Raw genomic sequence first — 26,952 nt, 5'->3', positions numbered from 1 at the left:
TCACCTCATGAGTGAGGACCGGATCGAACGAGAGACCTTGATCGAGGCGCCCCTGGAACGGGTCTGGTCGCTGGTGGCCCAGCCCGGCTTCTGGGTGGCCGACAAGGCGAGCCTGCCGGGCACCGTGGCAAGGGAAGGGGAATCGATCGTGGCGAAGCACGCCGAGCACGGCGACTTCCCGGTGCGTGTGGAGAAGGTCCGGCCGCCGACCTATCTGGCGTACCGCTGGACCAGCGCGTTCCCAGGAGAGGAACTGCGCGAGGACAACAGCACCCTCGTCGAGTTCACGTTGACCCAGGAGGGGGATCGAACGCGGTTGCGCGTCGTCGAGAGCGGGTTCGCGGCACTGGCGGGATCCGAGGAGCTGCGCAGCCAGAACCTCAAGGACCACACCGGAGGCTGGCCCTTGGAGCTCGACGCGCTCAAGACGCGCGCCGAACGGCCCGACGCATGACGGAGGAATCCCCTGGCGTCGCCGAGGCCGTCGGCAGCGTCCTCGGCGCGCTCGCCGACCCGACGCGACGCCAGTTGCTCGACCTGCTCGCGGCGCAGGGCGAGGCCACCGCGACGACGCTGGCCGAACGGCTGCCCGTGTCGCGGCAGGCGGTGGTCAAGCACCTCGCCGTCCTGGATGCCGCCGCGTTGGTGTCCGGGACCCGGGTCGGCCGCGAGATGCGCTACGCGGTCCGGCCCGCGGCGCTCGACGCGACGGCGCGGTGGATGACCTCCCTCGCGGCCGACTGGGACCGGAGACTGGAGCACATCAAGCGGGTCGCCGAAGCGGCGGAGCGGGAAGCGCGTACCACGCGCCCCGATTGAAGCCGGCCCGACGAGCCGGCCCGACGAGCCGGTCTGCCGAGGTGGGCGGGGGTTCCTCGTCCCGGGCGCGAAGCTGCCCGCCTGGCCTGTTCATCGCCCGCGCCGTCCACGCGACGGGTGCGAGGCCGCGTCGAACGCCTCTGTGTCCCGGCTGAGCCCGAAATGCGGGTTCGGCCGGGACACAGGCCTGAGCGGCCATGACTCCCGCGGCTACGGCCGAGGCCGCTGGCGGCAGGTGAGCCATGCCACCCCGAATCGGGAACATCGCCGCGTTCACATGCATAGCCATATTTCATGTACATGTCATTGACGTGAACATGACCGACGCTTAGAGTGCATAGAAAGCGCTTGCGCGGCTCATCACCGGTTCTCTTCCCTGGGAACCGTTCATGAACTCGAACAGACACGGTGCCACGTCCGAAGCCTCGGCAGAAGGGGAGCTCACGTTCTCAGCTGACGGGGCCACCGTTTCCTCCGTGCCGAAACCGGCATGCCCGCACCACACTCGGCCCACCCGCTGCCCCACCCAGAGGCGGACCCGAGCCACCGCGCGGCCATGCGGCGCGGACTCACCGAGCGCACCACCACACGACCTCACAGCGCGACTCGTCGAACGAACCAACCCCACCTGGAGTCGAACGATGCAGATCAAGCCCGTCATCGCATGTGTCACCCTGCTGGCCGGCTCGCTCGCCGCCGTGTCGGGCACGACCGCTCAGGCCGTGCCCACCCTGCACCGGGCCGGACCGTCGTCCGCGGCCTGCGCCCTTTCCGGCGCGGACGGAGGCTCCTGCCTGTCCGGGCGCGGCGCCCGCGGCGAGACGGCGGTCGTCTCCCAGCCCCTGGACGCCACCGCCCTCTACGTGGCGCCCGACGGTACCGACGACGCAGCGGGAACCGAGGCGGACCCGACGACGCTCGCCTCGGCCATCAGCCGCGTCGACTCCGGCGGCACGGTCTACCTGCGCGGCGGGACGTACCACTACGCACAGACGGTCACCATCCCCCAGGGCAACGACGGTTCGTCGAGCGCCCGCACGACCCTGGCCGCCTATCCGGGTGAGGCCCCGGTGCTGAACTTCTCGGAGATGAGCGAGGACCCGGCCAACCGCGGGCTCGCCGTGAACGGCGACTTCTGGCACATCAACGGCATCACCGTCGAGCACGCCGGTGACAACGGGATCTTCGTCGGCGGCAGCGACAACATCGTCGAACGGGTCGTGACGCGCTTCAACCATGACTCGGGACTGCAGATCTCACGGATCGCCTCGACCACCCCCGACGACGAGTGGCCCGCAAACAATCTCATCCTGAGTTCGGAGTCGCACGACAACGCCGACTCCGACGGCGAGGACGCCGACGGTTTCGCCTCCAAGCTCACTTCCGGCCCCGGAAACGTCTTCCGCTACACCGTGTCCCACAACAACATCGACGACGGGTGGGACCTCTACACCAAGAACGAGACCGGCCCGATCGGTCCGGTGACCATCGAGGACTCCCTCTCCTACGGCAACGGCACGCTCTCGGACGGGACCGTGAACTCCGACGGCGACCGCAACGGCTTCAAGCTCGGCGGCGACGGCATCGAGGTCGATCACATAGTGCGCCGCAACATCGCCTACGGCAACGGCCATCACGGATTCACGTACAACAGCAACCCCGGTTCGATGACGGTGTCGGACAACGTCGGCATAGACAACGAGGAGCGCAACTTCTCCTTCGACAAGGGCACTTCCGTGTACCGCAACAACACCTCCTGCCGCAGTGGCAGCGGGTCGAACGACAAGACCGTCGGCGACGCCGACAGCTCGAACCAGTTCTGGACCGGCTCGAACGGCTCCCGGTGCTCCTCGTACGACGGAGCCATGGACTGGTCGTTCGCTGCGGACGGCCGCCTCGTCGTGGCGTTCGGCGGCACCGTGGTGACGCCGTGACCGACTGACTGACGGGTGCTGTCTCCGTAGAGGGGCGGCCCCGGGGCTGGAGGCGGCACGTGCGGCCTCCAGCCCCGGGGCGTACGGACGGCTTCACGTCCTTCGTCCGGCGGTGAGCAGTCCCTCGGCAGCGTTCAGCGCAGAATGCCGAGCCGCCGGGCCTCCTTCAGCCAGGACGGGAACTCCGACAGGAGCCGGTCGTACAGCTCAGCGTCCGGGACCTTCTCGATGTCGTCCGCGGCGAAGAACCCGACGTTGTCGACCCGTCGGCCGGGCAGGGTGTCGAACCGCTCCAGCACACCGTACTGACCCCGGCCGAGTCCGATGAACTGCCAGAAGACCGGCTCCTCCACCGCCGCCCGCAGCTCCCGCTCGATCTCCTCGTTGCGGTGCACGCCTCCGTCCGAGAAGAACAGGACGAGGGTCGGGTCGGGCACCGGATTGTCGCGCACGAAGGCGCGCACCTCGGCAATGACCTTCTGCTCCTCGTTCTGGATCCCGACCGCCCGCATGTCGACCTGTCCGGGGCGGAGCCCCTTCGGCGGCTTCTTGCGGCCGAAGAGGCTCACCTGTCCCACGCGGACGTGCAGCGTCAGCCATTCGGGCAGTTCACCGATCACGAGGTCGGGCAACCGGGCGGGGTTGCTGGCGAACGTCCATGCCTGCATCTCTCCGTCGTCGTCGAGCTGAGCCGCGACGGCCGCCATGCGTTCGGCGACGCCCGCCACGGTGCCGCGTGTGTAGAGGGCGCTCATCGATCCGGACGCGTCGAGGACGAGGACGACTCGTGCGGTCAGTCTGGTCAGACCGTGCTTGGTCAGGCTGACGGCGACCTGCTGTTTGCGCAGGGACAGGCGCTTGCGCATGTCGACCGGGAGATTCTCCTCCCCCTTGGTGAGCCGGATCGAGGGCTGATCGCTTCCGGAGGGTGAGCCGGCGGTGGCAAGCGGCGGGCCGGCGGGCGCGAGGGGAGCGTGAGCGGGGCGCGACGGCAGCGGGGCGGCGGGCGGGGGAGCGGCGGCGGGCCGTTCCTCGTCGACGCTGATCCCGAAGTCGGTCGCCAGGCCGGCCAGCCCGTCCGCATACCCCTGGCCGACGGCGCGGAACTTCCACCCGCCGGCGCGCCGGTAGAACTCGCCGCTCACATACGCCGTCTCCGAGCAGGCCTCCATGTCGAAGCGGGCCAACTCCGCACCCGACGCGGCTTCGAGCAGCCGCAGATGAAGTCCACGCACCTGCCCGAAGGTCCCGCCGTCGGCAGAAGCGCACAGGACGACCCGCTCGACGTCGCTTCCCAGTCCCGTGAGATGGACTTCGAGCGCGTCGGCGCCCGCCTGTTTGCCGAGGTGGCGCACCGCTCCGGAGGCATGCTGCGGCTGGTTGTAGAAGACGAAGTCGTCGTCGGAACGGACCCGGCCGCTCGTGGTCAGCAGCAGTGCCGAAGCGTCCACATCCGGGACGCCGGGCCCCGGCGACCAGCCCAGGACCGCTCTGACGGTGGTCGCCGTCACCGGCATGTTGGCGCCCTTGCTCAGTGTCGTCACAAGGACAGTCTGCCTGCCGCCGGGAGGCATGGACCCGGCGGCGGGCTCCGAGCCGCGTGCGGATCGCCGGCTGCCCCTGCCGCACACTCGGTGCGACGGCGACCCGACGCCCCGACTCAGTGCGCTACGACGGCCCCGGCGTAGACGTTGTCCGGCGTGACGACCTGGGTGACCGCCCGGGCGACCAGCGTCGACGGCTCCTGGCCACCGCTGAGGATGTCCGTGTTGATCATGACGACGAGAGTGGCCTTCTGTGACGGCAGGTAGACGGTCACGGTCTCGTATCCCGGCAGGGAACCGTTGTGCCCGATCCAGCCGTTGGTCTCGAAGATGCCGAGGCCGTACGTGGTACCGGGGAATCCCGTCGGCAGCGTCTTGAGCCGCTGCGCCTGCGTCGCGGGGCTGAGCAGCTCTCCGGTGGCGACGATCTTGGCCCACCGGCGCAGGTCCCGCAGATCGGAGATCATCGCGCCGGCGGCCCAGGCCCAGCTGGGATTCCAGTCCGTGGCGTCCACGGTCTCGCCGCTCAGGGACTGCTGGGTGTAGCCGTGCGCGTGCGGCTCGGGGAACTCCGGCCCTGACGGGAACAGCGTGTGGCGCAGGTGGGAAGGGCGGAGTACCCGGTGACGGATGACGTCTGCGAGCTTGTGGCCGCTGACCTTCTCGACCACCAGGCCGAGCAGGATGAGGTTGGAGTTGGAGTACTGGAACTGGGCGCCCGGCTCGAAGGTGTTCCGGTGCTTCATGCCGTACGCCAGCAGTTCCTGGGGGGTGAAGTGGCGCTGCGGGTCCCGCTCCAGCGCGCGCGTGAAGTCGGCGTCGGAGGTGTAGGGGAACAGACCGCTGCGCATTTCCGCGAGGTGACGGAGCGTGATCCGGTGCCCGTCGCGCACGCCGGGGATGTACGTGGAGATCGGGTCGTCGAGCTCGACCCGGTGCTCGTCGACGAGTTCGAGCAGTGCCGTGACGGTGAAGGTCTTGGTCTCACTGCCGATCCGGATGAAGGAGTCGGCGGACATCGGTGCGCGGGTGGCGGTGTCACCGACGCCCGTCGCGCGGACGTAACTGCCCTTGCCCGGCATCCACAATCCGACGACGACGCCGGGAATGCCGGCCTGCTTGCGGACGTCCGCGATGGCCTTGTCCAGCCGGGCGTTCACCTCGGGGCCGAGGCCGCCGGCCGGACGGTCGTCCTGGCCGTGCCGGTCGACGGCCGCGGCGTGAACCGCCGGGACGGAAGTGACGGCCGTCGGGGCCAGCACGGATGCGACGAGCAGTGCTGCGGCGAACAGACGTCGGGTGGGGATGCGTTGCATGTCGGGAGGCCTCGTCCAGGTGGGGGAGTGGACGGCAACATCACCATCCGGGCCCGGGGCGGACGGGCGCGGCGGATACGCGCTCCGGTGATTCCACTCGTTCGGAGCCGCTCGGGTCACCGAAGCGGCCCCGGCGGGACGGGCTGCCGGGCAGTCGGACCGGAGCCGGCCGTCGCGCACACGTCGTCCGCTCCCCGCTGCGTGAGCCTTGCGGCTTCCGGGCTGCCGAGCGGAGCACCCCGGGCAGGACAACGCTCCGGAGAGCACGGCCGACCGTTCCGGGACGCCGCCGGTCGGTGGTCACCCCCGCCCGGCCCGGTCGGTACGGCGGACTGGACGCCGTACCGACCGGGCCGGAGCTCACCCCTGTCGCAGGGTGGTGATCAGTTCACGAGGCAGGCCATGGGTGTCGTGCAGGTAGTGGAAGTCCTCCTCGGTCAGCCGGTCACGGAACCGGGGGCGGGCGAGCACCTGCCGACCGCGCTCCATGAGGCGTCGGAACCGGCGCTCCTCGTCAAGCAGCACATGACGTACGTCGGCCGGCCGCACGTCCTGCCGGAAGTGGTCCAGGGTGTGCTGGACCAGGTCGCCCGGCAGGTCGTCGAGACTGTACGAGGGATCCTCCCGCCAGAGCACGGTGAGGGCACGTCGCACCAGGCGGCGCAGGACGTAGCCCCGTCCGGTGTTGGCCGGGCGCACGCCGTCGCCCAGCACCACGACGGCCGAGCGCAGATGGTCGCAGACCAGACGCAGCGACGGTTCGTCCAGGCGCCACAGGGGCGGAACGAGCCGGCGCCAGGGTTCGAAGAGGTCGCAGTCGAAGACGGACGACGCGCCCTGGAGCAGGGAGGCGAGCCGCTCCAGGCCGAGTCCGGTGTCGACGTTCCGCTGGGGAAGAGGCACGAGGGAACCGTCGTCGAGCCGGCGGTACTTCATCATCACGTGGTTCCACACCTCCACCCACCGGTCGTCCTGGGTGGGTGTCGACCGGGGCGGGCCGTCTCCGCTCCACAGGAAGATCTCCGAGTCCGGACCGCACGGCCCGACGGCGCCGTTGGACCACCAGTTGTCCTCCACGGTGAGCTCGACGGGGACCCCGCGGTCCTGCCACAGTTCGAGGGAAGCGACGTCCTGCTCGCACTGGCTGTCGCCGGCGTAGACCGTGGCGTGCAGCAGGCCGCGATCGATACCGAGGCCCTCGGTGAGCAGCCCGTACCCCCAGTCGAGGCTGAGCGGGCCCCCGTAGTCGCCCAGCGACCAGGTGCCCAGCATCTCGAAGACCGTCAGGTGCGTGGCATCGCCGATCTCGTCCAGGTCCGTGGTGCGCAGACAGCGCTGCACATTGACCAGCCGCTTGCCCAGCGGATGAGGGCGCCCCTCCAGGTAAGGAGTGAGCGGGTGCATGCCGGAGGTGGTGAACAGCACCGGGTCGCCCGGTGGCGGCAGGAGCGTCGAACCGACGATCCGCTGGTGGCCGCGCTCCTCGAAGTACTCGACGAACGTACTGACCAGTTGTTCCGTGTGCATGGGAGTGGCTCCTTCGCGCAACAGCGGGGGAGGCACCGGAGAACGGGACCGTTCAGTCGCCCGGCCGGGGCAAGAGGCTCCACGGCACTACCGACGGACCGTTTCCGGTCGCCGGGGGAGAGAACGTCAGACGGCGGCAACCGGCGAGCTGGGCGCTCGCGCGGTCGCGGTGCTGAAAAGGCCGGTGACGTTCATGTGAAGGACCTTAGCCCGGTTCGCTCACCGAAGCACACGTGTTTTCCGCGCTCCGGACCGAGAGCCGTCCGCCCACCGCCGGTTACGGGGGGCGCGGCGGAAGGCGCGTGGCTGGGGTGGGACGTCAGGCGTGACGGCGCGGGCTTCGTACGGGTCCGTTCCCTGGGGGCGGCATGAGCGATCAACCGTCATGGGCGGTGTCAGCGGCGGGCGGACAGGCGGGGCGCCGCCCGTCCGTGGCCGGCCAAGGCGTCGAAGACCCATGGTCGGGGCGCCCGGGCCCGAGCGGCCACGCCATGATGTCGCGATAGCGGATCGGCCCACTGCTCCGGCCGGCGTTGCTGCCGACCAGATGCAGCCGTTCGGCAGGCCACCGACGGCCGGTGAATCCGGCGAGCCCCGCCGCGAGCTCACCTGCCGAGGTCAGATCTCCTCGGCGGGCGCGGGCCAGGGTCAGATGCGGTCGCAGGGGCCGCCCCTCGAACGCGATGCCGCAGCTCCTGACGGTGCTGCGTACGTCGGCGGCGAGCTCGTGCAACGCGTCCGTGTCCCCGTCGATCCCGGTCCACAGCACCCGGCCGTCGAAGTCCCCGCCGCCCCGCAGCGCGAGGCGAGGCGGCCGGTGTGCCGCCGCGACGTCGGCGAGGGGCGGACACAGGAGCGGAACCGTTTCGGCGGGCAGTTCGCCGAGGAACGCCAGGGTGATGTGCCAGTCCTCCACGCGATTCCACCGCAGGTGGGGGTGGGTGCCGTAGACCGGGCGAAGTTCCCGGGCCAGTTCCTCTTTGGCGGCGTCGGGCGGGGCGAGGGCGATGAACACGCGGATGGTCGCGGGCTGTGTCTGTTCGTTCACGTCGGACTTCGTACCGTATCCGGGCTGCTCGGCGCGACGGCAGGGCAGGGGGAGGGCGGCGGCGCACCCGGGCAGCCACGGGCACGCGGACGCCCCCGTCGGCCGAGCGTGCCGCTCGCGGTCAGAGTCAGGGTGCGTCCGTGCCGTACCGGAGGCCGTTGACGAGCAGCGTGATCATGCGCTGCGTGTAGCCCTGGTCGTCGGGGGAGACGAGGTCGCTGATGGCGCGCAGCAAGTCGTACGGGGGAATGTCGGCGCGGAGCCCACCGGAGGCGGCGGCAGCGGCCAGCAGGTCCGTCACGACCGGAAGGAAGCGCTCCTGGAAGTAGGCGGGCAGACTTTCGTAGGCGGGGTCGCCGGAGTGCAGGGCGGTCTTGAGGCCGCGTTTCGTCGCGACGAACCGCGCGTAGCGCTGGAGCCACCGGGTGAGGGCCTCGACGGGCTCGTACTGCTCGGCGAGGAGGGGGGCCGCCTCGGCGCAGGCGTCGACCTCGTGGCGGAAGACGGCGGTGATGAGGTCGGAGCGCTGCGGGAAATGGCGGTAGAGAGTGCCGGCGCCCACCCCGGCCCTGGCGGTGATCCGCCGCACGGGGGCGTCCACGCCGTCCGACGCGAAGACCTCGGCGGCCGCGGTCAGCAGGGCGTCCAGGTTGCGTTGGACGTCGGGCCGTACGCGGCGGGCGGCCGGCTCCTCGGTGGGGCGATCAGACATGGGGCGGATTCCTTTTGCACTCCGGAACGATGTTCCGTATTGTGATTGCTGAACGGTGTTCCGGTTTCATTCTAGCCGGGCCCGCGACCGGCAGCCCAGCGTAGGAAGGAGACGCGTGCGACACCGCCCGCAGGGCCGGACCTGCATCGAAGTCACCTCCTCCTGCTCCGGCGCCACGGTGTCCGCAGGACTCGGTGTCTCCGGCACCGCCTGCGACCCACCCGCCTTCACCGACACCGCCCGGCGACGCCGCCGTCCCGCCGCCCCCCGCAACGCCGCCTGACCACGCATCCGGAGCGTGCGGACACAGGCTCCGGAAACAGCTCCCGCCGCGCAGGCGTGTACGACGGGGCAGCGCGGCTCCGTTCCTCCTCGTTCAGTCCCGAATTGAGTCCCGAAGTGGGTACCCCCATGTCCGAAACAGTCCTGTCCGCCGGAAGAGTCGACACCGGCCCCGACCCGAAGCGTTGGAAAGCGCTCATCTTCATAGCCCTGGCGCAGCTGATGGTCGTGCTCGACGCGACCATCGTGAACATCGCGCTGCCCTCCGCCCAGCAGGACCTGGGGATCTCCGACGGCAACCGGCAGTGGGTCATCACCGCCTACGCGCTGGCCTTCGGTGGTCTGCTGCTCTTCGGCGGCCGGATCGCCGACCTCTGGGGACGGAAGCGGGCCTTCCTCGTCGGCCTGACCGGCTTCGCCACCGCCTCCGTGCTGGGCGGCGCCGCTCATGGTGAGGCCATGATGCTCGGCGCCCGTGCGCTGCAGGGGGTCTTCGGCGCCCTGCTCGCTCCCGCCGCGCTCTCGCTGCTCGCGGTGACCTTCACCGAGGCCAGGGAACGCGCCAAGGCATTCGGCATCTACGGTGCGATCGCCGGTGGCGGCGGCGCCGTGGGCTTCATCCTCGGCGGCACCCTGACCGAGTACCTGAACTGGCGCTGGACCTTCTTCGTCAACATCCCCTTCGCGATCGTCGCGGCTCTGGGCGCGTACTTCGTGATCCGTGAGCCCGCCGGAGGCCGCAACCGCTCGCCGCTCGACATCCCGGGCGTCGTGCTCTCCAGCCTCGGGCTGGTCTCCCTCGTCTACGGTTTCACGCGCGCCGAGTCGGCCGGCTGGTCCGACCCCCTGACGATCGGCATGTTCGTCGCCTCCGCGGTGCTGCTCGGTGCGTTCCTGCTCACCGAGGCGAAGGTCAAGGCACCGCTGCTGCCGCTGCGCGTGCCGGCCGACCGCAACCGCGGCGGTGTCTACCTCTCGCTCGGTCTCGCGGTCATCGCGATGTTCGGCACCTTCCTGTTCCTCACCTACTACCTGCAGATCGTCCAGGGCTACTCTCCGATCAGGACCGGTCTGGCCTTCCTGCCGATGGTCGCCGGCATGATCACGGGCTCCACCCAGATCGGCGCCCGGCTGATGACGAGGATTCCCCCGCGACTCCTGATGGGCCCGGGCTTCCTGGTCGCCGCAACCGGAATGCTGTTCCTGACCCGGATGGACATCGGCAGCTCGTACGCCGGTCTGGTGCTGCCGGGTCTGCTGCTGCTCGGCCTCGGGATGGGCACGGCGTTCATGCCCGCGATGTCGCTCGCGACCCACGGCGTCGAGCCGCGTGACGCGGGTGTCGCCTCCGCGATGGTCAACACCTCGCAACAGGTGGGCGGCGCCATCGGCACCGCTCTCCTGAACACCATCGCGGCCTCGGCCACGACCGCGTACCTCGCCGCGCATGCCGCGGGTGCGACGACCCCGGCCGCACAGAAGCTGGTCCAGGCGCAGGCCATGGTGGACGGCTACGCCGGCGCCACCCGGTGGGCGGTCGGCATCCTGGTGCTGGCCGCGGGCATCGCACTGACCATGATCAAGGCAGGTCACCAGGGAGGCCCCGCGGCCGTCTCACGCGTCGCGGACGGCACTCAGGACGAGGTGAAGATCCCGGTCGTCGCGCACTGAACCGCCGGAGGTGTCCCGGTGACCCGCTCCTCGGAAGGCCGCGGCCTTCCGAGGAGCGGGTCCTCGCCGCGGACTCCGCCCTCGGTCACCGCCGCGCACGCCGTACGAACCGGGTGGAGTACGGCTACGCACGCGGCGGCGGCCTGAGGGCGGAGTAGGTCCCCGCCCCCGCCGCCAGCAGGATGACGCAGCCGGCGAAGACCAGCCCGGCCTCGCGGAGCCCCAGCCACGTGGCCAGGGCTCCCACCCCGACCACCGGCACCGAGATACCGGTGTACGCGACGACGAAGAAGGCCGAAATGGTGCCGCCCCGATGCCTGTCCGGAGCGGCGTCACTGACCAGGGTGAGTGCGGCACGGAAGGACAGCCCCTGGCCGGCGCCCCCGCACAGCGCGCCGAGGACGAGCGGCAGCAGGGATTCGGCGATCAGCGACGCCGCCACCAGCAGCAGCCCGACGACGAGAGCGCCGCACCCGAGCGGCAGGGCGAGGCGCGCCCCGACGCGCCGGGTCAGCGACTGTCCGACGGTCGAGGCCAGGAAGACGGAGAACACGACGGCTCCGGTGACCGCCAGGTTGTCCACGCCCAGCGTCTGTGCGGCGAAGCTCGGCGCGACCGCCGTGAACAGCCCGAGAAGCGCGAAGCCGGCGAACGCCGCCACGGAGGCGCGTGCGAACACCCCCTTCACCTCGGGTGGCACCGCCACGCCCTGAGGCGCCGGACGCGGCAGACGCCGAGGTTCCTTCACCGTCTCCGGCAGACGCCAAGTGATGCCGCACGCCACGATCACCAGGCCCAGGTGCACCCAGAACGGAAGGGTCAACGGCCACGGGGTGTACTCCGCGAGGAAGCCGGACAGCAGGGGTCCGCAGCCCAGCCCTCCCATGTTCGCGGCCGTGGCGGCGAATCCGGCCCTCGCCTTCTGCGCGGGACGGGCGAGCTCCAGGACGGCCGCGGTCGCCGCTCCGCTCAGCAGGCCGGCCGCGCCACCGGACAGCAGTCGTCCCACGAAGAGCAGCGGCAGCCCGTGCTCCAGCAGGAAGCATCCGGCGCTCGCCGCGGACAGGGCCATCGCGCACAGCAGCACGGGTCTGCGGCCGACCATGTCGGAGTAGTTGCCCACCACCATCAGAACGGTGATCACCGCCAGGGCGTACACGGCGAACACGACGGTCACCATCAGCTCGGAGAAACCGATCTGCCGCTGATAGAGCCCGTACAGGGGAGTGGGCAGCGTGGTCCCGGCCATCCCGATGGCGAACACCACAGCCGCGGCGAGATAGCCGAGCCGCCGGTCGACGCCCGTTCCCACCGCACCCTCACGAACGATCACCCACGTCACCCTACGATCGGCCGGCCGCCCGGAGGGTGCACGGCGCGGGGCGCCGCCGGGGCGAGTCGCGGCCGACGGGGCCGTTGCCCCCGCACGGCGCGGAAGCTGGGCAGGGTGATCGCGGACAGGGTCCGTTCAGCGCCCGGCCCGCAGCGCGTGGAGCAGCATCGGCAAGGAGGAGTGCAACTCACGCTGCCAGTACGCCCACCCGTGGGTGCCGGGTCCGTAGAAGTGGGTGACCAGGTGGTGTGCGCCCCGGCGTTCGAGCTCGCTCGCGAGGGCGTGGTTCTGCCGGTTGAAGTCTGCCTCCAAGTCGCTCGTGCCGCCGGGCGGGTCCAAGGGGCCGGTGGTGCCGTCACCGCACGACAGATAGACCGGGATGGACGTGAGACGCCTGGCCAGATGGAAGGGGTCGTGGGCCTCCCAGACCTCGCGTTGTGCCACCGGGTCGCCCCAGACCCTCAGCGGGTCGTTGCCCTGACCGGCGAAGAACCCCATGATGCGGTTCACCGACTCGTCGTTGAGCAGCGGATGTACGGAGCCGGAGTACGCGGCGGCGGCCTTGAACATTCCGGGGTGCCGGGCGGCGTACAGGAGCGCGCCCTGGCCGCCCATCGAGAGTCCCGCCACGACGCGGTTGCCGCTCGCTCCCCAGCCGTGTTCAAGGAGGAGACGCAACTCCTTGGTGTGGAAGGTCTCCCATGCCGGGGCGCCGGCCTGGCCGTAGTTCCACCAGTCGCTGTACCAGCCGTTCCAGCCGGCCTCCGGCATGACCACGAGGACGTCGCGCAGGCTTTCGGTCCGTGCGACGTCGGTCTGGCCGGTCCACGACGTGTAGTCCCCGCAGCAGCCGTGCAGCAGCCAGAGGGTCGGCCAGTGCTGGTTCCGGTCCGTCGGGTCCCAGCCGTCGGGCGTGAGCAGACGCACCTTCACCGTACGGCCGCCGAGCGCCGGCGAACGGACCGAGAGGTCGACCTGCCGGTCGGCGACCTGGGTGATCGCGACGACCTCGGCACCCCGGGACGAGGCGCGCCCGTTCGCTTCCGCGGCGGGGGGCACGGTCGAGGCGGCGGCCGGCACCGGCGGGTTCGACACCAGTGTGAGCAGCAGTGCGCCGACGATGAGCAGGAGGCGGGCTCGTCGGATCGGGACGGCGGGGGCGGTCATGGCGACTCCTGGCGGTGGGCGGTCGCGGACGGGGGCCTTCTCGGGCCGGGGCGGGTCAGCTCCGGCCGGGCAGAATCAGCAGTGCGTCCCCGACGGGGCGTTCGCCTGCGGCGTCGGACGGATCGTTGATCACTTCGGGGCCGACCACCATCGTGGTCGAACCACCGCCGTCGAGATTGATGGCGTCGCGCAGGCCGAGTGCCCGGGCGACGGCGGCGCTCTCGGGGATGCTCAGGCCGAGGGCGTCGGTGCTGCGTCCGTCCGCCGTCACCAGTACGGTCCTGCCGGCGGCGTCCACCCCGGCCAGGGTGCGCGGATTGCGTTTGTGCATCCAGCCGTAGTAGAAGCTCGGGTTGCCGGGCTGCACCATGCCGTCGGTCGCGGGCGTCACGTGGAGGCGACCGTCGCGGACCAGTTCGGGGCCCCCGTTGAGGATGCTGGTCGTCGGTGACGTGGGGACCTCGCGGCCGTTCCCGTCCCGCAACGTCCTTTCGACGCGCAGGGGCCGGCCGACCTGTGCCAGGGCGGTCAGTTCGGCGACGCGGCTGCCGGTCGCCTGGACGGAACCGCCCCCGTCCGGAAGCGGTCCGCCCCGTGGCGACCGCAGGTGCGATACCCGGCCGCGGGCGTCCAGTACCGCCTCGACGCCGTCGCCACGTGGCGTCTGCGCACCGTATTCGGGCGTGAAGGCGACCAGTTCGTCGTGGTCGGTGCAGGTCACATCGTGCAGAGGGAGTGAGGTGGGTGTGTCGGCGGTGCCGCCGCAGTTCCGTATCAGGCCCGGCACACGGTCGATGCCGTCCAGGGGCCGCGACGCGCCCCGGCCGGCCACCCGCCCCCGCCAGGTGAGCCGAGCGACCGTGGTGTGCCTGCCGGTGTCGCTTGTCACCAGACCCGGGCGCCCGTTCACCGGCTCGCTCAGCAGCCGCCCGTCGTAGACGCCGACGCCGGCCGGGTCGCCCGGTGCGCCGGCGTTCGGATCGAGGACGAAGAACCCGGCGTTGACGCCCGCGGTCGCGCCGGCCGCGGCCGCCAGTTCGCTGGTCCTCTCACGGTTCTCCAGATCCGGACCGTACGACGCCTTGAGCGCGCCGCGGAACCGGCCCGGGTCGATGGTGAGCACGTCGATCCGCCACGGGCCACGGTCCGAGGAGTTGCCGTCCCAGCCGGTGTACACGGCGGACCCGGCGTACCCGTCTCTTCTCAGCCGGGTGAGTTCGGCCGTCGCGGCGGACTGCGAGCCGAACAGCCCGACCCGGACCCGCCACCCGAGCGACCCGCCGGCGTAGTCGGCGACGGCCGGAGTCGTCACTTCCTCGGCCCGGGCGTCGAAGCCGGCTGCCTGCACGTCGGCGGTCAGCTCGTCGGCGCTCGCCCGGTCCTTCAACGCCGTCGGCGGCGCGTCGGGGTCCGGCGAGGTGACACCGCCGGGTATGGCGAGCTCGACCGTCCACGCGAGGGCCGGTGCGTCGGCACCGCGCACGATCCGCGTGAGGGTGACACCGGGCTGCAGCGTCCGCGTGCTGCGCGTCTCGGTCAAGCCGACGGCGCCCAGCGGCAGGGCGCGCGCGGTCCCCGGCCGCGGCGGGGTGGAGGCAGGCGCCGGCGAGGCGCCCACCACGGCCACGAGGGCCAGGACCGTAGCCGCGCCGAGGACCTTGTTGTTCATGTACCCCCCTGGGAAAGATCGGCCCAGCAAAGGTGCGTGCGGCAGCGCCCCACAGTCAAGACGTGTACACGCCAATACTCTCGGTCCGTCGGCTCCTGACGTTCCCTCGGCGCGCGCTGCGCCGGAGCGGGGGACCGTACGCGTGGAGGACCGCACGGACGGCGTCCTGGAAGGCCGGGCTCGGTCGAACGGGGTGGGCCGGCCTCCCGTCCGGCGCTCAACGGGCCGGATGCCCTCCCCGAAACGGGGCGTGGCCCCTGCCTCGGACAGCCGGGGCAGGGGCCACGCATCTCTCGGTCGGGACGACTCCGTCAGGAGCCGACCCGCTCGTAACGAAGGGAGACGGGACGACTCCGTCAGGAGCCGACCCTCTCGTAACGAAGGGAGGTGAAGCCGTTGCCGTCGGAGTAGATCTGGCCGATGGTCGCCGCCCCGACGGCGTCGATCCGCTGCGCCTGCAGCCGGATCGTCGTCGGCTGGGTCACGCTGATCAGCTCGCTGATCGGTGCGGTCTGGTTGTCACCCAGTTCGGCATCACCCGCGTTGGAGTCGATGATCTGGTTGACGAGTCGCTCGCTGTCCGCGACGGCGGTGCCGGTTGTGACGTTCCACAGCCGCGCGGTGATGAAGAGGTTGATCGGGGGGACACCCTGGAGGCGCCCGCGGACATCCGCGTCGAGTTCGTAGGTGCCTGCCTTGGGCAGGGTGACTTCCAGGGGGGTGTTGGTCCAGGCGCCGGCCGGCAGGTCGACCTGGGTGCGCAGGTGCTCGATTCCTGTGGCCGTCGGTGATGTGGACGAAGTCGTGCCGGTGTCACTCGGTGCGGCTACCGCGGTAGTCGCACCCACGAGCAGCGCTGTCGCTGCGAGGGCGGTGAGGCCGGTGCGCCTGGTCGGCATGTTCTCTCCTGAGCATAGGTGGATGACAGGTGTCTCCACCAAGGTAGGAACAGAAATATGCATATGACTGCATATAGCCGCTGAAGGGGTGATGACGGCCGCCACGGGAGCTGTACGGCACGGCGCGCGGGTGACGTGGTCGTGTCGACGGGGCGCCGCATCGAGCGAGCGCGCGACACCACCGTCCCCGAGGTGGCCGCGTCACCCGAGCACCTCTGCGTCATTCTGGGCACAGCGACGTCACCCTGGTTCGCGTAGCCGGAGGAGGTATGCCGCGGTGAGCGCGACGGCCCGGTCCTCGTCGTGTGACAGCTCCCCGAGGGCACGTGCCGCCGCGGCCCCCGGGACGGCGGCCAGGGCCTGGGCCAGCCGCCCACGGGCAGGCGGTTCGGGGGTACCGGTGGCGAGGCGGTCGACGAGCCCGGCGGCGATCAGATCAGCCGTTCCGGAGTCGCTCGCCAGCACGCTCAGCGCATCGGCCGCATCGGTGTCGTACTGGCCCTCCACGATCATGTCGATGAGCGTCGGGACGGCGTCCGCCACTCCACGTGTCCCGAGCGTCAGAGCCGCATGCCGACGGACCACGAGGTCGGGGTGCACGAGGGCCGGCCGCAGCTTCGCTGTCGCCTCGTCGCCGGGCATCTCGCCGAGGGACCGGACGGCGCGCTCCCGCACGGCCGCCACCGGTGAGCCCAGGCCCTCCGCCAGCAGGGCCGCACCGCCGTCGCCCGACCGTGCCAGGGCCCATCGAAGCGCTCCGGCAACGTTCGGATCCGCCTCGCTCAGTACCGCCTCGACCAGTGCCTCCACCGGCACCGATACTGCGTCGACCGAGGAAAGGGCGGCGCGCTGCCGCGCGTCAGCACTCGTCGAGCCCAGTGCCTGGAGGAGCGCGACGACCTGGAGGACGTCCTCCCAACGGGCCGGGTCCGCGGCATCGACCCGGCGCAGCCGCGTGAGCAATTCGGTCTCGGCCGCGATGCGTTCGCGTGTCTGACGGATGAGGTCACCGACGAGCGCCGCCGGAGTGAAACCGGGATCGTCGAGCGCGCGCCCGATCTCCCGCAGCGACAGCCCCACGGAGCGCAGGCTCTCGATGTGGAAGATGCGCCGGACGTCCTCCCCCGAGTACTCCCGGTAGCCCGAGTCCGTGCGACCGCGAGGCCGCAACAGGCCGAGCGACTCGTAGTGCCGGAGCATGCGGGCACTGACCCCGGACTTTCGCGCCACCTCACCGATCAACACGTCCTATCCTCCCTCCGGGCCGGCCCCGCCGAGGGCCACGACGCGCTTCGCCTCCTCGATCGCGCACTCGAATCCGGTGTCCGGATCGTGCAACAGGCGCTCTGTGGCGAGCGCGTGGACTCGAACCAGCGGGTCGGGAGCCGCCGCCGCAGATCGCAGAACCGGCAGGATCACATCGCCCAGTGCGACCAGCGCGCGGCTGAGACTCAGCCGCGTCTCGCGCTCACCCCGGCCGAGTCGCGTCGCCAGCGCCGCGGCCAAGGCGGACTCCTCGCCTTCCGGCACGAGCACGACCGCGGCCCGCCAGGCGCTCCGGGCCACCTCGCGGTCGGTGTCGCACAACAGGCACCGGGTGATCGCGGGCCAAGCCCGCCGGTCCCCGATCTTGGACAGGGTGTGCAGCGCCTGACTCCGTGCCTGCGCCCGCTCCGAGCGGACTTCGCGGACCAGGCGGGGGAGTGTCGTGGACACGGGCTGGCGGGTGAGCGCCCAGGTCAGCATGTCGCGTACGAAGAAGTCGGGCTCGATCGCGCATCGCTCGACCAGTCTGTCGACGTACCGCGCGTCAGGCGTCGCCCCGGCCGCCAGAGCAGCCTGTAGCCGCACGGACGCACGGCCGTCCTCCAGGCCCCGGAGCGCTCGCGCGGCGACCGTGTCCTGTCTCGGGATCGTCATGTGGACCACCTCCATGGACAGCAGTGAAAGGCCTGTCACCGTGTCAAGGTCAAACAGCACCCGCTCCGTCATCGCTGGTCACCCCTGCGTTCCGAGTGGCCCCTCGAGGGAGCTCCACGGGCAGCGCCCGCCCTCCCCACGGTGTGCGGGAGACGTGCGATCTGATGAAAAACGGTTTGTGGAGTGATCGCCTGGACCCCTAACGTCTACCGTCATCGGCGTGTAGCTCAGTAGCAGAGCACCGGGCTCGAGACCCGGAGGGCGCAGGGGCGGAACCTGCCACGTCGGCCTATGAATGACAACGCTGAGCAGCAGCCCCGCATCGTGGCCCCGTCCTATCCGCAGGCCCAGCTGGCCAAGGCCTTCGTGACCGCTCTGACCCACGAGGACCCCGACACCCGGCGCCGCGCGGAGGCGCGCGGGCAGCGCTGGCGCATGGTGTTGTCGGCCATGGCCGCGGGCCGGCTGTCGGTCGGTTCTCGTACGCCCGTGGAAGGCCTTGCGCCGTGGGTGACCCTTGAGGTGGTACGCGGAGGCTTCGCCACCGGCACGGCGAGCGCGGAAGGGCCCCTGCAGCCCCACGAGTTCGAAGCGGCGCACCTCTTCGAAGTGCCCGCCGAGCGGCGCGCGCTCTTCGCCTACTGCCTCACCGAGCCCGGGCTCGCCTGGTTGTGGGCCCGGCTGGACAACGGCGGCTATGAGGTCGGGGTGCCCGAGGAGGCAGCGCTGCTCACCGTGGCCTGGCTGGTCCGGCACGGGGAGACCGACGCTGCCCTCGGCCTCGTCGCGGAACTGGAGCCGTTCGCCGACCGGCTGCGATTCCTGCCCCGCCCGGCGGACGGGCCCACTCCGCCGGCCACCGTGGCCGTCCATCGGCGCACCGTCTCCGACGCCGTCGACACCCTGGTACGGCGTCGGCCCCACACGGCCGTCGAGACCCAGCGTGAGGCGCTCGCCGTGTGGCAGCCGTTCGGTGACGAACTGCTCGCCCACTGGCTGCGGACGGCGCCCGACGGGCGAATCCTCACACGTGTCCCGGACGCCGGCTGGCTGGAGCAAGGCGAGGCCCTGCTCGGCCGCTACCGGCGGCTCGCCGCGGAGCACACCCGCTGCACCAAGCACCGCGACCCCAAGGAGAACCTGGGCATTCTGCGCGGTGCGCTGGAGGAGATCGTCGCCGGACGCCCGCTGGAGGCGCGCCGGCTCGGTCTGCTGCGGCACGCGGCGCAGTCCATGGTGCGGCGGCGCGGCCTGCCCGGTTCGGCCCCGCACACGGCCTTGCGCCGGCGCCAGGCCGAGCAGGCGGCGCTCCCCTCCCACCACGCACTGGCCCAGCTGATGCTGCGCCGACTCGCCGTACTCCCCCAGGAGACGGGCATCAACGATGTGCCCGCGCTCCTGGCCGTGGTGACCGAGGAGGAGAGCCGGGAGACCGGCCTGCCCACCGGCGCCGTCGTCCCGGCCGCGATCCGCCAGGTGGTCGAGGCGGCACTGAGCGCGCCGCTCGGCACGCTCGTGGAGCGGGGTGTCGTCCCTTCCGCCGAAGTCCTGGCCGAGCTGGTGCCGCAGTTGGTCGCCGCCACCGCGCACGCGTACGACGACGAGACGTTGCGCGCGCTCATGGCCGCGAACTACCGGGCCTTCCGCAGACGCCGCTCACTGCTCCTCCTCGACCTGGAACAGCAGGTGCGCGTCGAGGAACTGCCCTGGGTGCGGGCGGTGTCGCGGCAGCGATCCGCAGGGCTCGGCGGGCCGGACGGAGAAGGCGCGCTGTCCGTGCTGCGCCGGCTGGGCGAGCTGGCCGTGCAGGCGTTCCCCGGAACGCTTCTGCCCAACCCGCTGGTCCGCGAGTTCGGCGTGCTTGAACGCGAGTGCGGCTTGGGCGCCCCGTTCGTGGAAGAGCTGGCCGCCGACATCTTCATGGGCACGTTCAGCCCGAAGTTCCTCAGGGCGGCGCGGATCGCCGCAGAACTGCTCGGCGGCACGCTGTACGAGCGCTACTACAGCATCGACTACGCGGCGATACGCAACCTGGCCATCATCGAGACGGCCGCGGCCCTGACCAGTTCGACCGGCGCCCGCACCTCTCCTGGTTTCGCGCGACTGTGCGCCGAGCGTGCCGGGACGGCGTCGCGGTCCTGGTCGGCCGCGGCGAACGGCACGGTGATCGAGCAGGCGCAGATCCTCACCACCCACAACCTGGCCACGCTGGTCCACCGGGTGGGCATCGCCCCCCGCCCCGGCTGGGCCGACCTGGCACACCGCTGCTTCGCGACCGTGTGCCGACTCACCGCCCGTGTCCATCACAACCCGAGGCCGTTGGGCACCATCAAGGACGCGGCCTACGCATGGCGCCAGATGGTCTTCCACCTGTCCCTGTGCCCGCCACAGGAGCAGGGGCGGGTCATCGCGGGCCTGAACGAGGAGGCGGCCCGCCACCCGGCCCATGTCGCGACCCGGCTCGCTCCCGCCCTGGCGGGCCTGGCCCTGGTCGCCGAGGGCGGCACATTCGACCGTGACGGAACGGCGGACGCCGGCCGCGCCCGGCGCCTTGTGGGATGGAGCACCGACGGGCACTGGATGCGGTGAGGACAGGTGTGCGCGGGGTGACACGGCCAAGGTCCCGGCGTCCCGGCCGGTGGAGCGCAGCTCGCAGGCGGCCGTCGCGGCAGGCGACATCGGCCCGGGATCGGGATCACCCGTAGAGCGAGCGGGCTCCCGGGCTGTCGCCCGTGAAGCGCTGGCCCGAGGCGATCTCCTCGCCGACCACCCACCAGACGGTCTCGTCGTGCAGGAAGGGGAGCGGGTCAACGCTGCTCGTCTCCTGACGTATCCGCTCGACCTCGCGCTCCAGGCGCTCGAAGTCGGCTTCGTCGTCGCTGCTGCCGTCGCCGTCACCGCTGCCGAAGGTGAACTCCTCGAGCAGCCGCTGGAACCGGAGGGTGACATGGACCAAGGAGGAGACGTCGGTGTGGAGTTCCTGCACGGTCTCCTCGTCCGCGTCGACGGCGTACACCTTGCCGGAACCAGGGTCGAGCGCGAGGTGGGCGTTGAGCAGCCAGCCGATGACGGGCCATGTGCCCGCGCCCTCCGGGGCGTCCTCGAAGTCCTCGAAGTCCTCCGAGCCGACGACGTCCTGGACGAGGGGCAGTCGGCCGGATTCCTCGTCGGGTTCCCGCAGCCACAGCGTCCCGGAGGGTACGCCGACGGTCTGCAGGAGGCGGGCGCCCCGGGTGCCCGCGGCGGAGGGCGGGAAGGCGGTTGCGGGCAGGGCCACGAGCCGGCCCTCGCCGAAGATGTCGGCGAGGTCGCCGCGGGAGACGTCGAAAAGCACTGGCGGAAGCTCCGGACTCGGCGGCGATGCGGGCGCCGTGCGACTGCTGGTGGAGGGAAACGGTGGCACGTGAGTTGCCCGACTTCGACGCCACTGCCGTGACGATGCGCTGCCGAGGCTGATCACTGCGACCGATGCGCAGTGGCACGTCTGCCGGTGACGCATACCGGAACGGCCACGACGGGTCGGGCGGAGAGCGAACGCCAAGCTCGGCGGCTTGCCGTCGTCGCAGGGGAGTTGGCCCCGGCCCCCGACAGCGGATCGCCGTCGATCGTCTGCCTCAGGAACGCTCTTCCGGGGAGTACATCACCGACCGCTGCTGCTTGTGGCGCCGGATACGGCCCTTGGCCACCAGTGACTCAAGGGTGTTGCGCACCACCTGAGGTGTCGGTGTGCGGTCCGGGTGCTTCGCCAGGAGCTCGTCGCGCAGCTCCTTCGCGAGCCGCGGCTCGTTGTGCGCCCGGAGCAGGTCCAGGAGCGTGTCTCCCAGCAGCGGCTGGCGCGCCTTCCCCTTCGCCTTCGTGGGCGTCTTCGCGGGCGTCTTCGCGGTGCCCTGTGCGAGCGCTGCCTTGGCCGGCGCGGAGCGCCGGGGCGCAGCCTTGCCGGTGACGGCGCCCTTGGCACCCTGCTTCGCCTCTGTGAGAGCGGGTTCGTCCTGCGCCTGCTCGGGCAGGCGGGACGATCCCTCGTACTGCTCGGCCAGATGAATGATGTCCGACAGAAGCGCTTCCTCCTGCTTCAACACCCCCATCTTCTCCGCCAGTTCCTGCTGCAGACGACGGTTCTCCTCCAGGTCCGACGCGGCCTGTTGTACATACCGTGTGCGGAGCGTGGCGGCTGATTGGCTGGTCACAAGCGGTCACTCCTTCGTTCATGGATGATGCCGCGCATGGTACCCACCGTGAAGGTGCCGCGCCGAGAGGTGTGGACGGCTCACGACGATGGACCGGGCGTGTTTCCGCGTCGGGGCCACCGCAGCAGCGGGTTACCTGGCGCTCCGCCCCTGTGTGAGGAATCGTAGTCGACTCGGCGGGCCGTCGCCGTCCGCCGGGGGTGTACGCCGGGGGTGCGGAAGTTGCCCGTACGGAGGCCTCTGCCCGCGCATGATGATGTGTGCGGCCACCGCCTTCGAACAGGGCCAGGGCATTGAAGGCAGGGGCATCGGCCGGTGCGGAACACGTCAGGGAGCACCCTGTGCCCGGTGTCCGCGTGACATGAGGTGAGCCCTTGCACGGAGACTCCCTACGTATCAGGTGTGCGGCCTGTCCATGACTTCGTCAGGCTCACATGTACTCCTGCGGACGCTGCCACGAACCTTGCGGGCCATGTGCGGCGACCCATGGCCGATGCTTCGAGCCGTGAGACGGCGGACCCGATCCACGCCCGGATACATCGCTGACGTACAGCCGCCCCAGCGTTGCCATGCGATGGCGGCCAAGGCCTGTCCACCATCCACCGCCCACCGTAACTATCCGCTGACCGTGCACCGACAAGTATGCGGCCGGCCCCCCAGGGCGCGGGCGGGCCTGCGCCGGTGGTTCTCATACCGTTCGTCCAGCCGCGACGTCTCTACGAGAAGGGCGCCGGGCCGTCACCGTATACGGGGACGACGGTGAACTCGCTCTCGTGGGCATGGCTGGCCGGCTCCAGATGGACCTGCCGCACCTGCCCGTCCGGCATGCTGAGGCGGAGCACGTCACTGTCGTGCAGGTCGAAGACCCGACTGGTCGGCACCCCGCGCAGGCTGCCGTGCCACCCGTCAGGCTCCTTGGTGACCAGGTGAGCTTCCACCGGGATCTGCACGTGCCCGGCGACAAGCACCGCGTCGCCCTCGTACCGACTCGTCATGCCACCACCGTCGCGCCCCGCCCACCTCACAGCAACCGCAGCGTCGGCCGGCGAGGCGGCTGAAGGGTGTCTCCGGACGGACCGGCCGGTTGACCGATGCAGCCGACGCCACGGCAGGAACCAGATGCGTCGACAGAGCAGCACCCTGGGCAGATCAGCACCCACGGCCGGCGTCGTGCCGCTCGGACATCGCGTCACGTGGGGCAGCCTCTACCCCTTGACTGATGCGGCCGATCTGGCGGCCTCCTCGATCTTCGTGCAATAGGCGGCACGGGCTTCCTCGTCGATCCGCTGCTCGTGTTCGGCGCGCAGCCCGGTCCGACCGTCGAGGCCCTCGCGCAGGATGTCAGCGTGCCCGGCATGCCGAACGGACTCGCTGAGGACATGGACCATGATGGCGAACAGGTTCGTGTGGGAATAGGGCTCCGGCCACCACGGCACGTGGCCGGGGGCGTCAAGGGGCAGCTCGTTGATCGTCGCGTCCGAGTGTTCCCATGTGCGCCGGTAGGACTCGATGATCTGATCGCGCGTCTCGTCCCCGGTCGCCCACAGATCGCTGCCGTCGTGGTCCTGCCATCGGGGCAGCGGTTGCGGGGAAGGGCGGTCGAAGACCTCGCCGAAGTACCTGGCCTCGACGGCGGCCACGTGTTTGACCAGGCCGAGGAGATTGGTCCCGGTCGCTGTCAAAGGTCGGCGGGCGTCGTATTCGGATAGGCCGTCGAGTTTCCAGAGCAGCGCCTCGCGGTCCCGCCGCAGTCTCCCGTGCAGGTCGCCTTTCGCGAATTCATCGATCATGCGGCATGAGCCTGCCATGGGCTGCTCGTGGCCTCAAGATCCGTACGTGGATCGCGACGACCGGCAGAGCCGAGGCCTGCCTGACCATGGCCCCCGCCCCGAGCTGCTGCGAGAAGCTAGGGCCTCCAGGGCTGCCCCGAAGCCTTCCTTGCCGGCCGTGTGGCCAGCGGCTTCGCGGGCCGGCTACCCGGCCGTCTCGTGGCGAGCAGAGTGGTGGACGCGAAGGGTGGCAGCGGGGGAGCGACAGCTCCGTAAGTCCGCCGAGCGGACGGACCGAACACCGAACTACAGTGGACCCAGCAGTCCATTTTCCGGAGGTGGGTCATGGTCGGTGAACTGACGGCGAAGGGGAGAGCCACGCGGAGCCGGATCGTCCAGGGCGCTGCGGCGGTGCTGCGGGAGAAGGGCGTCGCAGCGGCGACCCTGGAGGACATCATGGCGCGGACCATGACCAGCAAGAGCCAACTGTTCCACTATTTCCCGGCCGGCAAGGACGAACTGCTCCTCGCGGTAGCCCAGTTCGAGGCAGATCGAGTGCTGGAGGACCAGCAGCCGTATCTGGGCCGGCTGGACTCGTGGGAGGCATGGGACGAGTGGCGGGACGTGGTGATCGCACGTTACGAGGCCCAGGGGGACCAGTGCCCCCTCGGATCGCTGTTCCTTCAGGTCGGGCGCTCGACTCCCGGGGCGCGAGCGATCGTCTCCGGCCTGATGAGCCGCTGGCAGGAGAGCCTGGAAGCCGGTATCCGGGCGCTGCAGACGGCAGGGTTGCTGCCTCGGGGGGTCGACGCCGGCCTGAGAGCCGCGGCGCTGTTGGCCGGCATCCAGGGAGGGGTCTCGATCCTGCTGTCGACGGGCCGGTCCGGCCATCTGCGTGCCGCCCTTGACCAGGGGATCGCGGATCTGCGGGGCGCCGCCCACACGGTGGCGTGACGTCACAACGCCCCGACGCGGCCCGGCGGTTCCCGGACCGTCGGGCCCGGCCCGACCGGTCCGTGAACCGCCCGCGCCGGGCGGGCCTCAGGCGTACCAGCCGCCGTCCACCGAGAGTGTCGCGCCCGTGATGTAAGCCGCCAGCGGACTCGCCAGGAACGCCAGGACGTCGGCGTATTCCTCCGGGCGCCCGATCCGGCCGACATCGTTGGGCGCGAGTTCCGCGGTCAGACGGGGTTCGATCGCTTCCCACGTCTGTCCCCATCCGTTCTGCCTGCCGAGCGTCAGCAACGGATCCAGGGACTGCGGGGTGAGGATGCCGCCTGCGGCGACGGTGTTCGACGTGACACCGGAATCCTTCAACTCCCGTGCGAGCGACTTGGCGAGGGCGTTACGCGCCCCGTTCGTCGCCGCGTAGTGCGGCTGGGACGCGGCGGGCCGCTCGCCGGTCACGCTGCTGATCTGGATGACCCGCCCCCAGCCCCGCTCCCGCATGCGCGGAACGAGACGCTGGATCATCCGCACGCTGGTCAGGACATTGGTGTTGTACGTCTCGGCCCACTGCTCGGCCGACGTGGTGGCCCACCCGAGGGCCATGTCATAGGTGCCCACGTTGTTCACCAGGATGTCGATCGGGCCGCCTTCGGCAGCCGCGGCGTGTACCGCGTCGGCACCCGAGTCGGTTCCCAGATCACCGATCGCCACCGAGGCGTCCCCGCCCTCCGCGCCGATGCTCTTGGCCACCGCCTCGGTCCTTGACACGTCCCTCCCGTGCACGACCACGGACGCGCCTTCTGCTGCCAGTCGCCTGGCGATCGCCTCGCCGAGGCCGCTGCTCGATCCGGTCACCAGTGCACGTCGGCCACTCAGTTGAAGATCCATGGTCTTTCCCTCCGGAACTGCTGGTGAGGTCGGCCGGCTACGGGACCGGTGGGCCGACCACGTCTGGACTGCTTGGTCCATCGCAGCCTGCACTTCGAAAAATGGACCTGCAAGTCCAAAAAGTCGCTGCCGGTCCGCAGGAGCTATGCGGAGGGTGTGGCGCATCCCCGGCGGCACGTATGGGGTCGCGGAGTCGGCCCCGCCCGGAAGGCGGCGGCATCGGTCGTGGGAGGGGGGAACTGGTGCTTCTCGTCGAGCCCAGCCCCCGTGGGCCGACCTCCGGCCTCCCGGCGGTTCGATCGCCTGCTGGAGATACCTGTGCCCACGACCGACCGGACTGCGGGCGTGACGAGCCGGCCCACTGCGTCACCGCCTTGACGGGTGACGCTCGCGGGTGCATCCTGACGTCATCGAGAGGGCGGGGCATCCGCCACTGAGGGAGCGGAGGCGCACGGTGAACACCGCAGGAGCCATCGATAACGCCGCGGCGGCACGTCATGCCCGGTTCGGCACGCTGCCCGAGCGCATCCGCTACGAGGACATGATCGAAGAAGAGGTCGCCACCCCTGACGACGGGTCGAGTGAGCGGTACAACCCGGAGGCCTCGTGGAATCAGTTCTCATGCCTGGCACTGGACCTGGGGCTCTGACCGTCCACGCAGTTCACGGTCGGCCCCACCTGCATGCGCCCCCTGCGCCAGCAGGCGGGCGATCGTGGGAGCGGCGCGTGAAGGCCGGGTGCTTCACCTGCCAGTGCTTCGGGCTTCGACACGTGTCCGCACGCCTCGAGCTCCCCGAACCCACCACGTCACGACCCACATCACTGTCGATGTCGACGACGAGGCGGGAACCGCGGCCGCGCGTTCTTACGTCACGGTGTTCCAGGCGCTGCCCGATTTTCCCCCGCAGCCCGTGGCCGCAGGGCGCTACCGTGACCGTTTCGCGCGTCGTGACGAGCAGTGGCGGTTCACCGAGCGTCAGGTCCGCATCCATCTGGTGGGTGACGTCAGCCGCCACCTGCGCGCCTGAGCAGATGATCCTGGCCGCGCACATGGCTGCGGCGGTCCCGAGCCCGTTCGAGGCGGCGCGTCCTGCGAACCCCGCACAGGTGCCCCGGGCTGCCGGCCTGCACCTCTGCGGAAGCCCGGCAACGCGCCCGGGGCCACCAGGTACGGTCGTACGGTGAAGCGCATCGCGGCATGACCGCCCGCCTTCGCGTCTCAGCGGTAACACCCGTGCTCCGCACCGCAGGTGAGGGGGCGTCGGCGGAGCGGACGAGGGGCAGAGGCCTTTCCGAGGGGTCAGCACCGGCTCGGAACC

The 26,952-nt window shown here is 70.8% G+C and carries 25 protein-coding genes and 1 tRNA gene; 10 read left to right on the top strand and 16 right to left on the bottom strand.

Annotated features, from left to right (window positions below):
• Positions 1–7: 7 nt before the first annotated feature.
• The 3 genes from ABZ454_RS03595 to ABZ454_RS03585 all read left to right on the top strand — a co-directional run bounded on the left by ABZ454_RS03595 (position 8) and on the right by ABZ454_RS03585 (position 2,753).
• Positions 8–454 (top strand): SRPBCC domain-containing protein, encoded by a 447-nt coding sequence (locus ABZ454_RS03595; protein WP_359535900.1) that lies wholly within the window; start codon positions 8–10, stop codon positions 452–454.
• Positions 451–819 (top strand): metalloregulator ArsR/SmtB family transcription factor, encoded by a 369-nt coding sequence (locus ABZ454_RS03590; RefSeq protein ID WP_356322209.1) that lies wholly within the window; start codon positions 451–453, stop codon positions 817–819. Before ABZ454_RS03595 ends, ABZ454_RS03590 begins: the two co-directional genes overlap by 4 nt.
• Positions 820–1,460: 641 nt before the next feature.
• Positions 1,461–2,753, top strand: a complete 1,293-nt coding sequence (locus tag ABZ454_RS03585) for a right-handed parallel beta-helix repeat-containing protein (RefSeq protein WP_359535899.1) — start codon at positions 1,461–1,463, stop codon at positions 2,751–2,753.
• Positions 2,754–2,887: 134 nt separating this feature from the next.
• Here the strand turns inward: ABZ454_RS03585 and ABZ454_RS03580 are convergent, their stop codons facing one another.
• The 5 genes from ABZ454_RS03580 to ABZ454_RS03560 form a co-directional block, all read right to left on the bottom strand.
• Positions 2,888–4,327, bottom strand: a complete 1,440-nt coding sequence (locus tag ABZ454_RS03580) for a VWA domain-containing protein (RefSeq protein ID WP_359535898.1) — start codon at positions 4,325–4,327, stop codon at positions 2,888–2,890.
• Positions 4,328–4,413: 86 nt separating this feature from the next.
• Positions 4,414–5,613: a serine hydrolase domain-containing protein gene (locus ABZ454_RS03575; protein ID WP_359535897.1), complete on the bottom strand. Its 1,200-nt coding sequence runs from the start codon at positions 5,611–5,613 to the stop codon at positions 4,414–4,416.
• A 360-nt stretch (positions 5,614–5,973) separates the two neighbouring features.
• The gene (locus ABZ454_RS03570; protein WP_359535896.1) at positions 5,974–7,140 is read right to left on the bottom strand and encodes an alanine--tRNA ligase-related protein; all 1,167 of its coding nucleotides are present in this window, start codon (positions 7,138–7,140) and stop codon (positions 5,974–5,976) included.
• Positions 7,141–7,516: 376 nt separating this feature from the next.
• Positions 7,517–8,188, bottom strand: coding sequence for an RNA 2',3'-cyclic phosphodiesterase (gene thpR, locus ABZ454_RS03565; protein ID WP_359535895.1), 672 nt, complete (start codon positions 8,186–8,188; stop codon positions 7,517–7,519).
• Between the two features lie 127 nt (positions 8,189–8,315).
• A complete protein-coding gene (locus tag ABZ454_RS03560; RefSeq protein WP_359535894.1) occupies positions 8,316–8,900 on the bottom strand; it encodes a helix-turn-helix domain-containing protein in 585 nt (194 codons plus the stop codon).
• Positions 8,901–9,015: 115 nt separating this feature from the next.
• Between ABZ454_RS03560 and ABZ454_RS03555 the strand changes: the two genes are divergently transcribed.
• Both ABZ454_RS03555 and ABZ454_RS03550 read left to right on the top strand, forming a co-directional pair.
• Positions 9,016–9,183 carry a hypothetical protein gene (locus tag ABZ454_RS03555; protein ID WP_359535893.1) on the top strand — a complete coding sequence of 56 codons (168 nt, stop codon included), beginning with the start codon at positions 9,016–9,018 and terminating at the stop codon, positions 9,181–9,183.
• Positions 9,184–9,311: 128 nt separating this feature from the next.
• Complete coding sequence (locus tag ABZ454_RS03550) at positions 9,312–10,853, top strand: MFS transporter (protein WP_359535892.1); 1,542 nt, start codon at positions 9,312–9,314, stop codon at positions 10,851–10,853.
• A 124-nt stretch (positions 10,854–10,977) separates the two neighbouring features.
• Here ABZ454_RS03550 and ABZ454_RS03545 read toward each other — a convergent pair whose 3' ends face one another.
• The 6 genes from ABZ454_RS03545 to ABZ454_RS03520 form a co-directional block, all read right to left on the bottom strand.
• On the bottom strand, positions 10,978–12,183 hold the full coding sequence (locus ABZ454_RS03545; RefSeq protein ID WP_359536169.1) for an MFS transporter: 1,206 nt from the start codon (positions 12,181–12,183) through the stop codon (positions 10,978–10,980).
• A gap of 138 nt (positions 12,184–12,321) precedes the next feature.
• Positions 12,322–13,353, bottom strand: a complete 1,032-nt coding sequence (locus ABZ454_RS03540) for an alpha/beta hydrolase family protein (protein ID WP_359535891.1) — start codon at positions 13,351–13,353, stop codon at positions 12,322–12,324.
• Positions 13,354–13,408: 55 nt separating this feature from the next.
• Entirely contained in the window at positions 13,409–15,022 is a 1,614-nt protein-coding gene (locus ABZ454_RS03535) for a phosphodiester glycosidase family protein (protein ID WP_359535890.1), read from the bottom strand.
• A 356-nt stretch (positions 15,023–15,378) separates the two neighbouring features.
• Positions 15,379–15,921 carry a hypothetical protein gene (locus ABZ454_RS03530; protein WP_359535889.1) on the bottom strand — a complete coding sequence of 181 codons (543 nt, stop codon included), beginning with the start codon at positions 15,919–15,921 and terminating at the stop codon, positions 15,379–15,381.
• Positions 15,922–16,161: 240 nt separating this feature from the next.
• A complete protein-coding gene (locus ABZ454_RS03525) occupies positions 16,162–17,166 on the bottom strand; it encodes a MerR family transcriptional regulator (protein ID WP_359535888.1) in 1,005 nt (334 codons plus the stop codon).
• 3 nt (positions 17,167–17,169) lie between these two features.
• On the bottom strand, positions 17,170–17,841 hold the full coding sequence (locus ABZ454_RS03520; RefSeq protein ID WP_359535887.1) for a HEAT repeat domain-containing protein: 672 nt from the start codon (positions 17,839–17,841) through the stop codon (positions 17,170–17,172).
• Positions 17,842–18,057: 216 nt separating this feature from the next.
• On the opposite strand from ABZ454_RS03520, the gene ABZ454_RS03515 reads away from it, so the two are divergent.
• Together ABZ454_RS03515 and ABZ454_RS03510 are read left to right on the top strand one after the other, a co-directional pair.
• Positions 18,058–18,129: transfer RNA gene (locus tag ABZ454_RS03515), tRNA-Ser, on the top strand.
• Between the two features lie 3 nt (positions 18,130–18,132).
• Positions 18,133–20,430 carry a hypothetical protein gene (locus ABZ454_RS03510; RefSeq protein ID WP_359535886.1) on the top strand — a complete coding sequence of 766 codons (2,298 nt, stop codon included), beginning with the start codon at positions 18,133–18,135 and terminating at the stop codon, positions 20,428–20,430.
• Between the two features lie 106 nt (positions 20,431–20,536).
• Here the strand turns inward: ABZ454_RS03510 and ABZ454_RS03505 are convergent, their stop codons facing one another.
• The 4 genes from ABZ454_RS03505 to ABZ454_RS03490 form a co-directional block, all read right to left on the bottom strand.
• The gene (locus ABZ454_RS03505; RefSeq protein ID WP_359535885.1) at positions 20,537–21,175 is read right to left on the bottom strand and encodes an SUKH-4 family immunity protein; all 639 of its coding nucleotides are present in this window, start codon (positions 21,173–21,175) and stop codon (positions 20,537–20,539) included.
• A 280-nt stretch (positions 21,176–21,455) separates the two neighbouring features.
• The gene (locus ABZ454_RS03500) at positions 21,456–22,028 is read right to left on the bottom strand and encodes a hypothetical protein (RefSeq protein ID WP_359535884.1); all 573 of its coding nucleotides are present in this window, start codon (positions 22,026–22,028) and stop codon (positions 21,456–21,458) included.
• Positions 22,029–22,744: 716 nt separating this feature from the next.
• Entirely contained in the window at positions 22,745–23,023 is a 279-nt protein-coding gene (locus tag ABZ454_RS03495; RefSeq protein ID WP_356322224.1) for a hypothetical protein, read from the bottom strand.
• Positions 23,024–23,233: 210 nt separating this feature from the next.
• Positions 23,234–23,818, bottom strand: coding sequence for a DinB family protein (locus ABZ454_RS03490; protein ID WP_359535883.1), 585 nt, complete (start codon positions 23,816–23,818; stop codon positions 23,234–23,236).
• A gap of 324 nt (positions 23,819–24,142) precedes the next feature.
• On the opposite strand from ABZ454_RS03490, the gene ABZ454_RS03485 reads away from it, so the two are divergent.
• Positions 24,143–24,751 carry a TetR/AcrR family transcriptional regulator gene (locus ABZ454_RS03485; RefSeq protein ID WP_359535882.1) on the top strand — a complete coding sequence of 203 codons (609 nt, stop codon included), beginning with the start codon at positions 24,143–24,145 and terminating at the stop codon, positions 24,749–24,751.
• Positions 24,752–24,838: 87 nt separating this feature from the next.
• On the opposite strand, the gene ABZ454_RS03480 is transcribed toward ABZ454_RS03485, so the two are convergent.
• On the bottom strand, positions 24,839–25,633 hold the full coding sequence (locus ABZ454_RS03480) for an SDR family NAD(P)-dependent oxidoreductase (RefSeq protein WP_359535881.1): 795 nt from the start codon (positions 25,631–25,633) through the stop codon (positions 24,839–24,841).
• Positions 25,634–26,087: 454 nt separating this feature from the next.
• Between ABZ454_RS03480 and ABZ454_RS03475 the strand changes: the two genes are divergently transcribed.
• Together ABZ454_RS03475 and ABZ454_RS03470 are read left to right on the top strand one after the other, a co-directional pair.
• Positions 26,088–26,282 carry a hypothetical protein gene (locus tag ABZ454_RS03475; protein WP_356322228.1) on the top strand — a complete coding sequence of 65 codons (195 nt, stop codon included), beginning with the start codon at positions 26,088–26,090 and terminating at the stop codon, positions 26,280–26,282.
• 64 nt (positions 26,283–26,346) lie between these two features.
• Positions 26,347–26,661 carry a nuclear transport factor 2 family protein gene (locus tag ABZ454_RS03470; RefSeq protein WP_359535880.1) on the top strand — a complete coding sequence of 105 codons (315 nt, stop codon included), beginning with the start codon at positions 26,347–26,349 and terminating at the stop codon, positions 26,659–26,661.
• Positions 26,662–26,952: the final 291 nt, after the last annotated feature.

Origin of the sequence: Streptomyces sp. NPDC005803 (genome assembly GCF_040630435.1) — a bacterium.
Lineage (GTDB): Bacteria > Actinomycetota > Actinomycetes > Streptomycetales > Streptomycetaceae > Streptomyces.
This window is presented reverse-complemented; position numbering and strand designations above follow the sequence as displayed.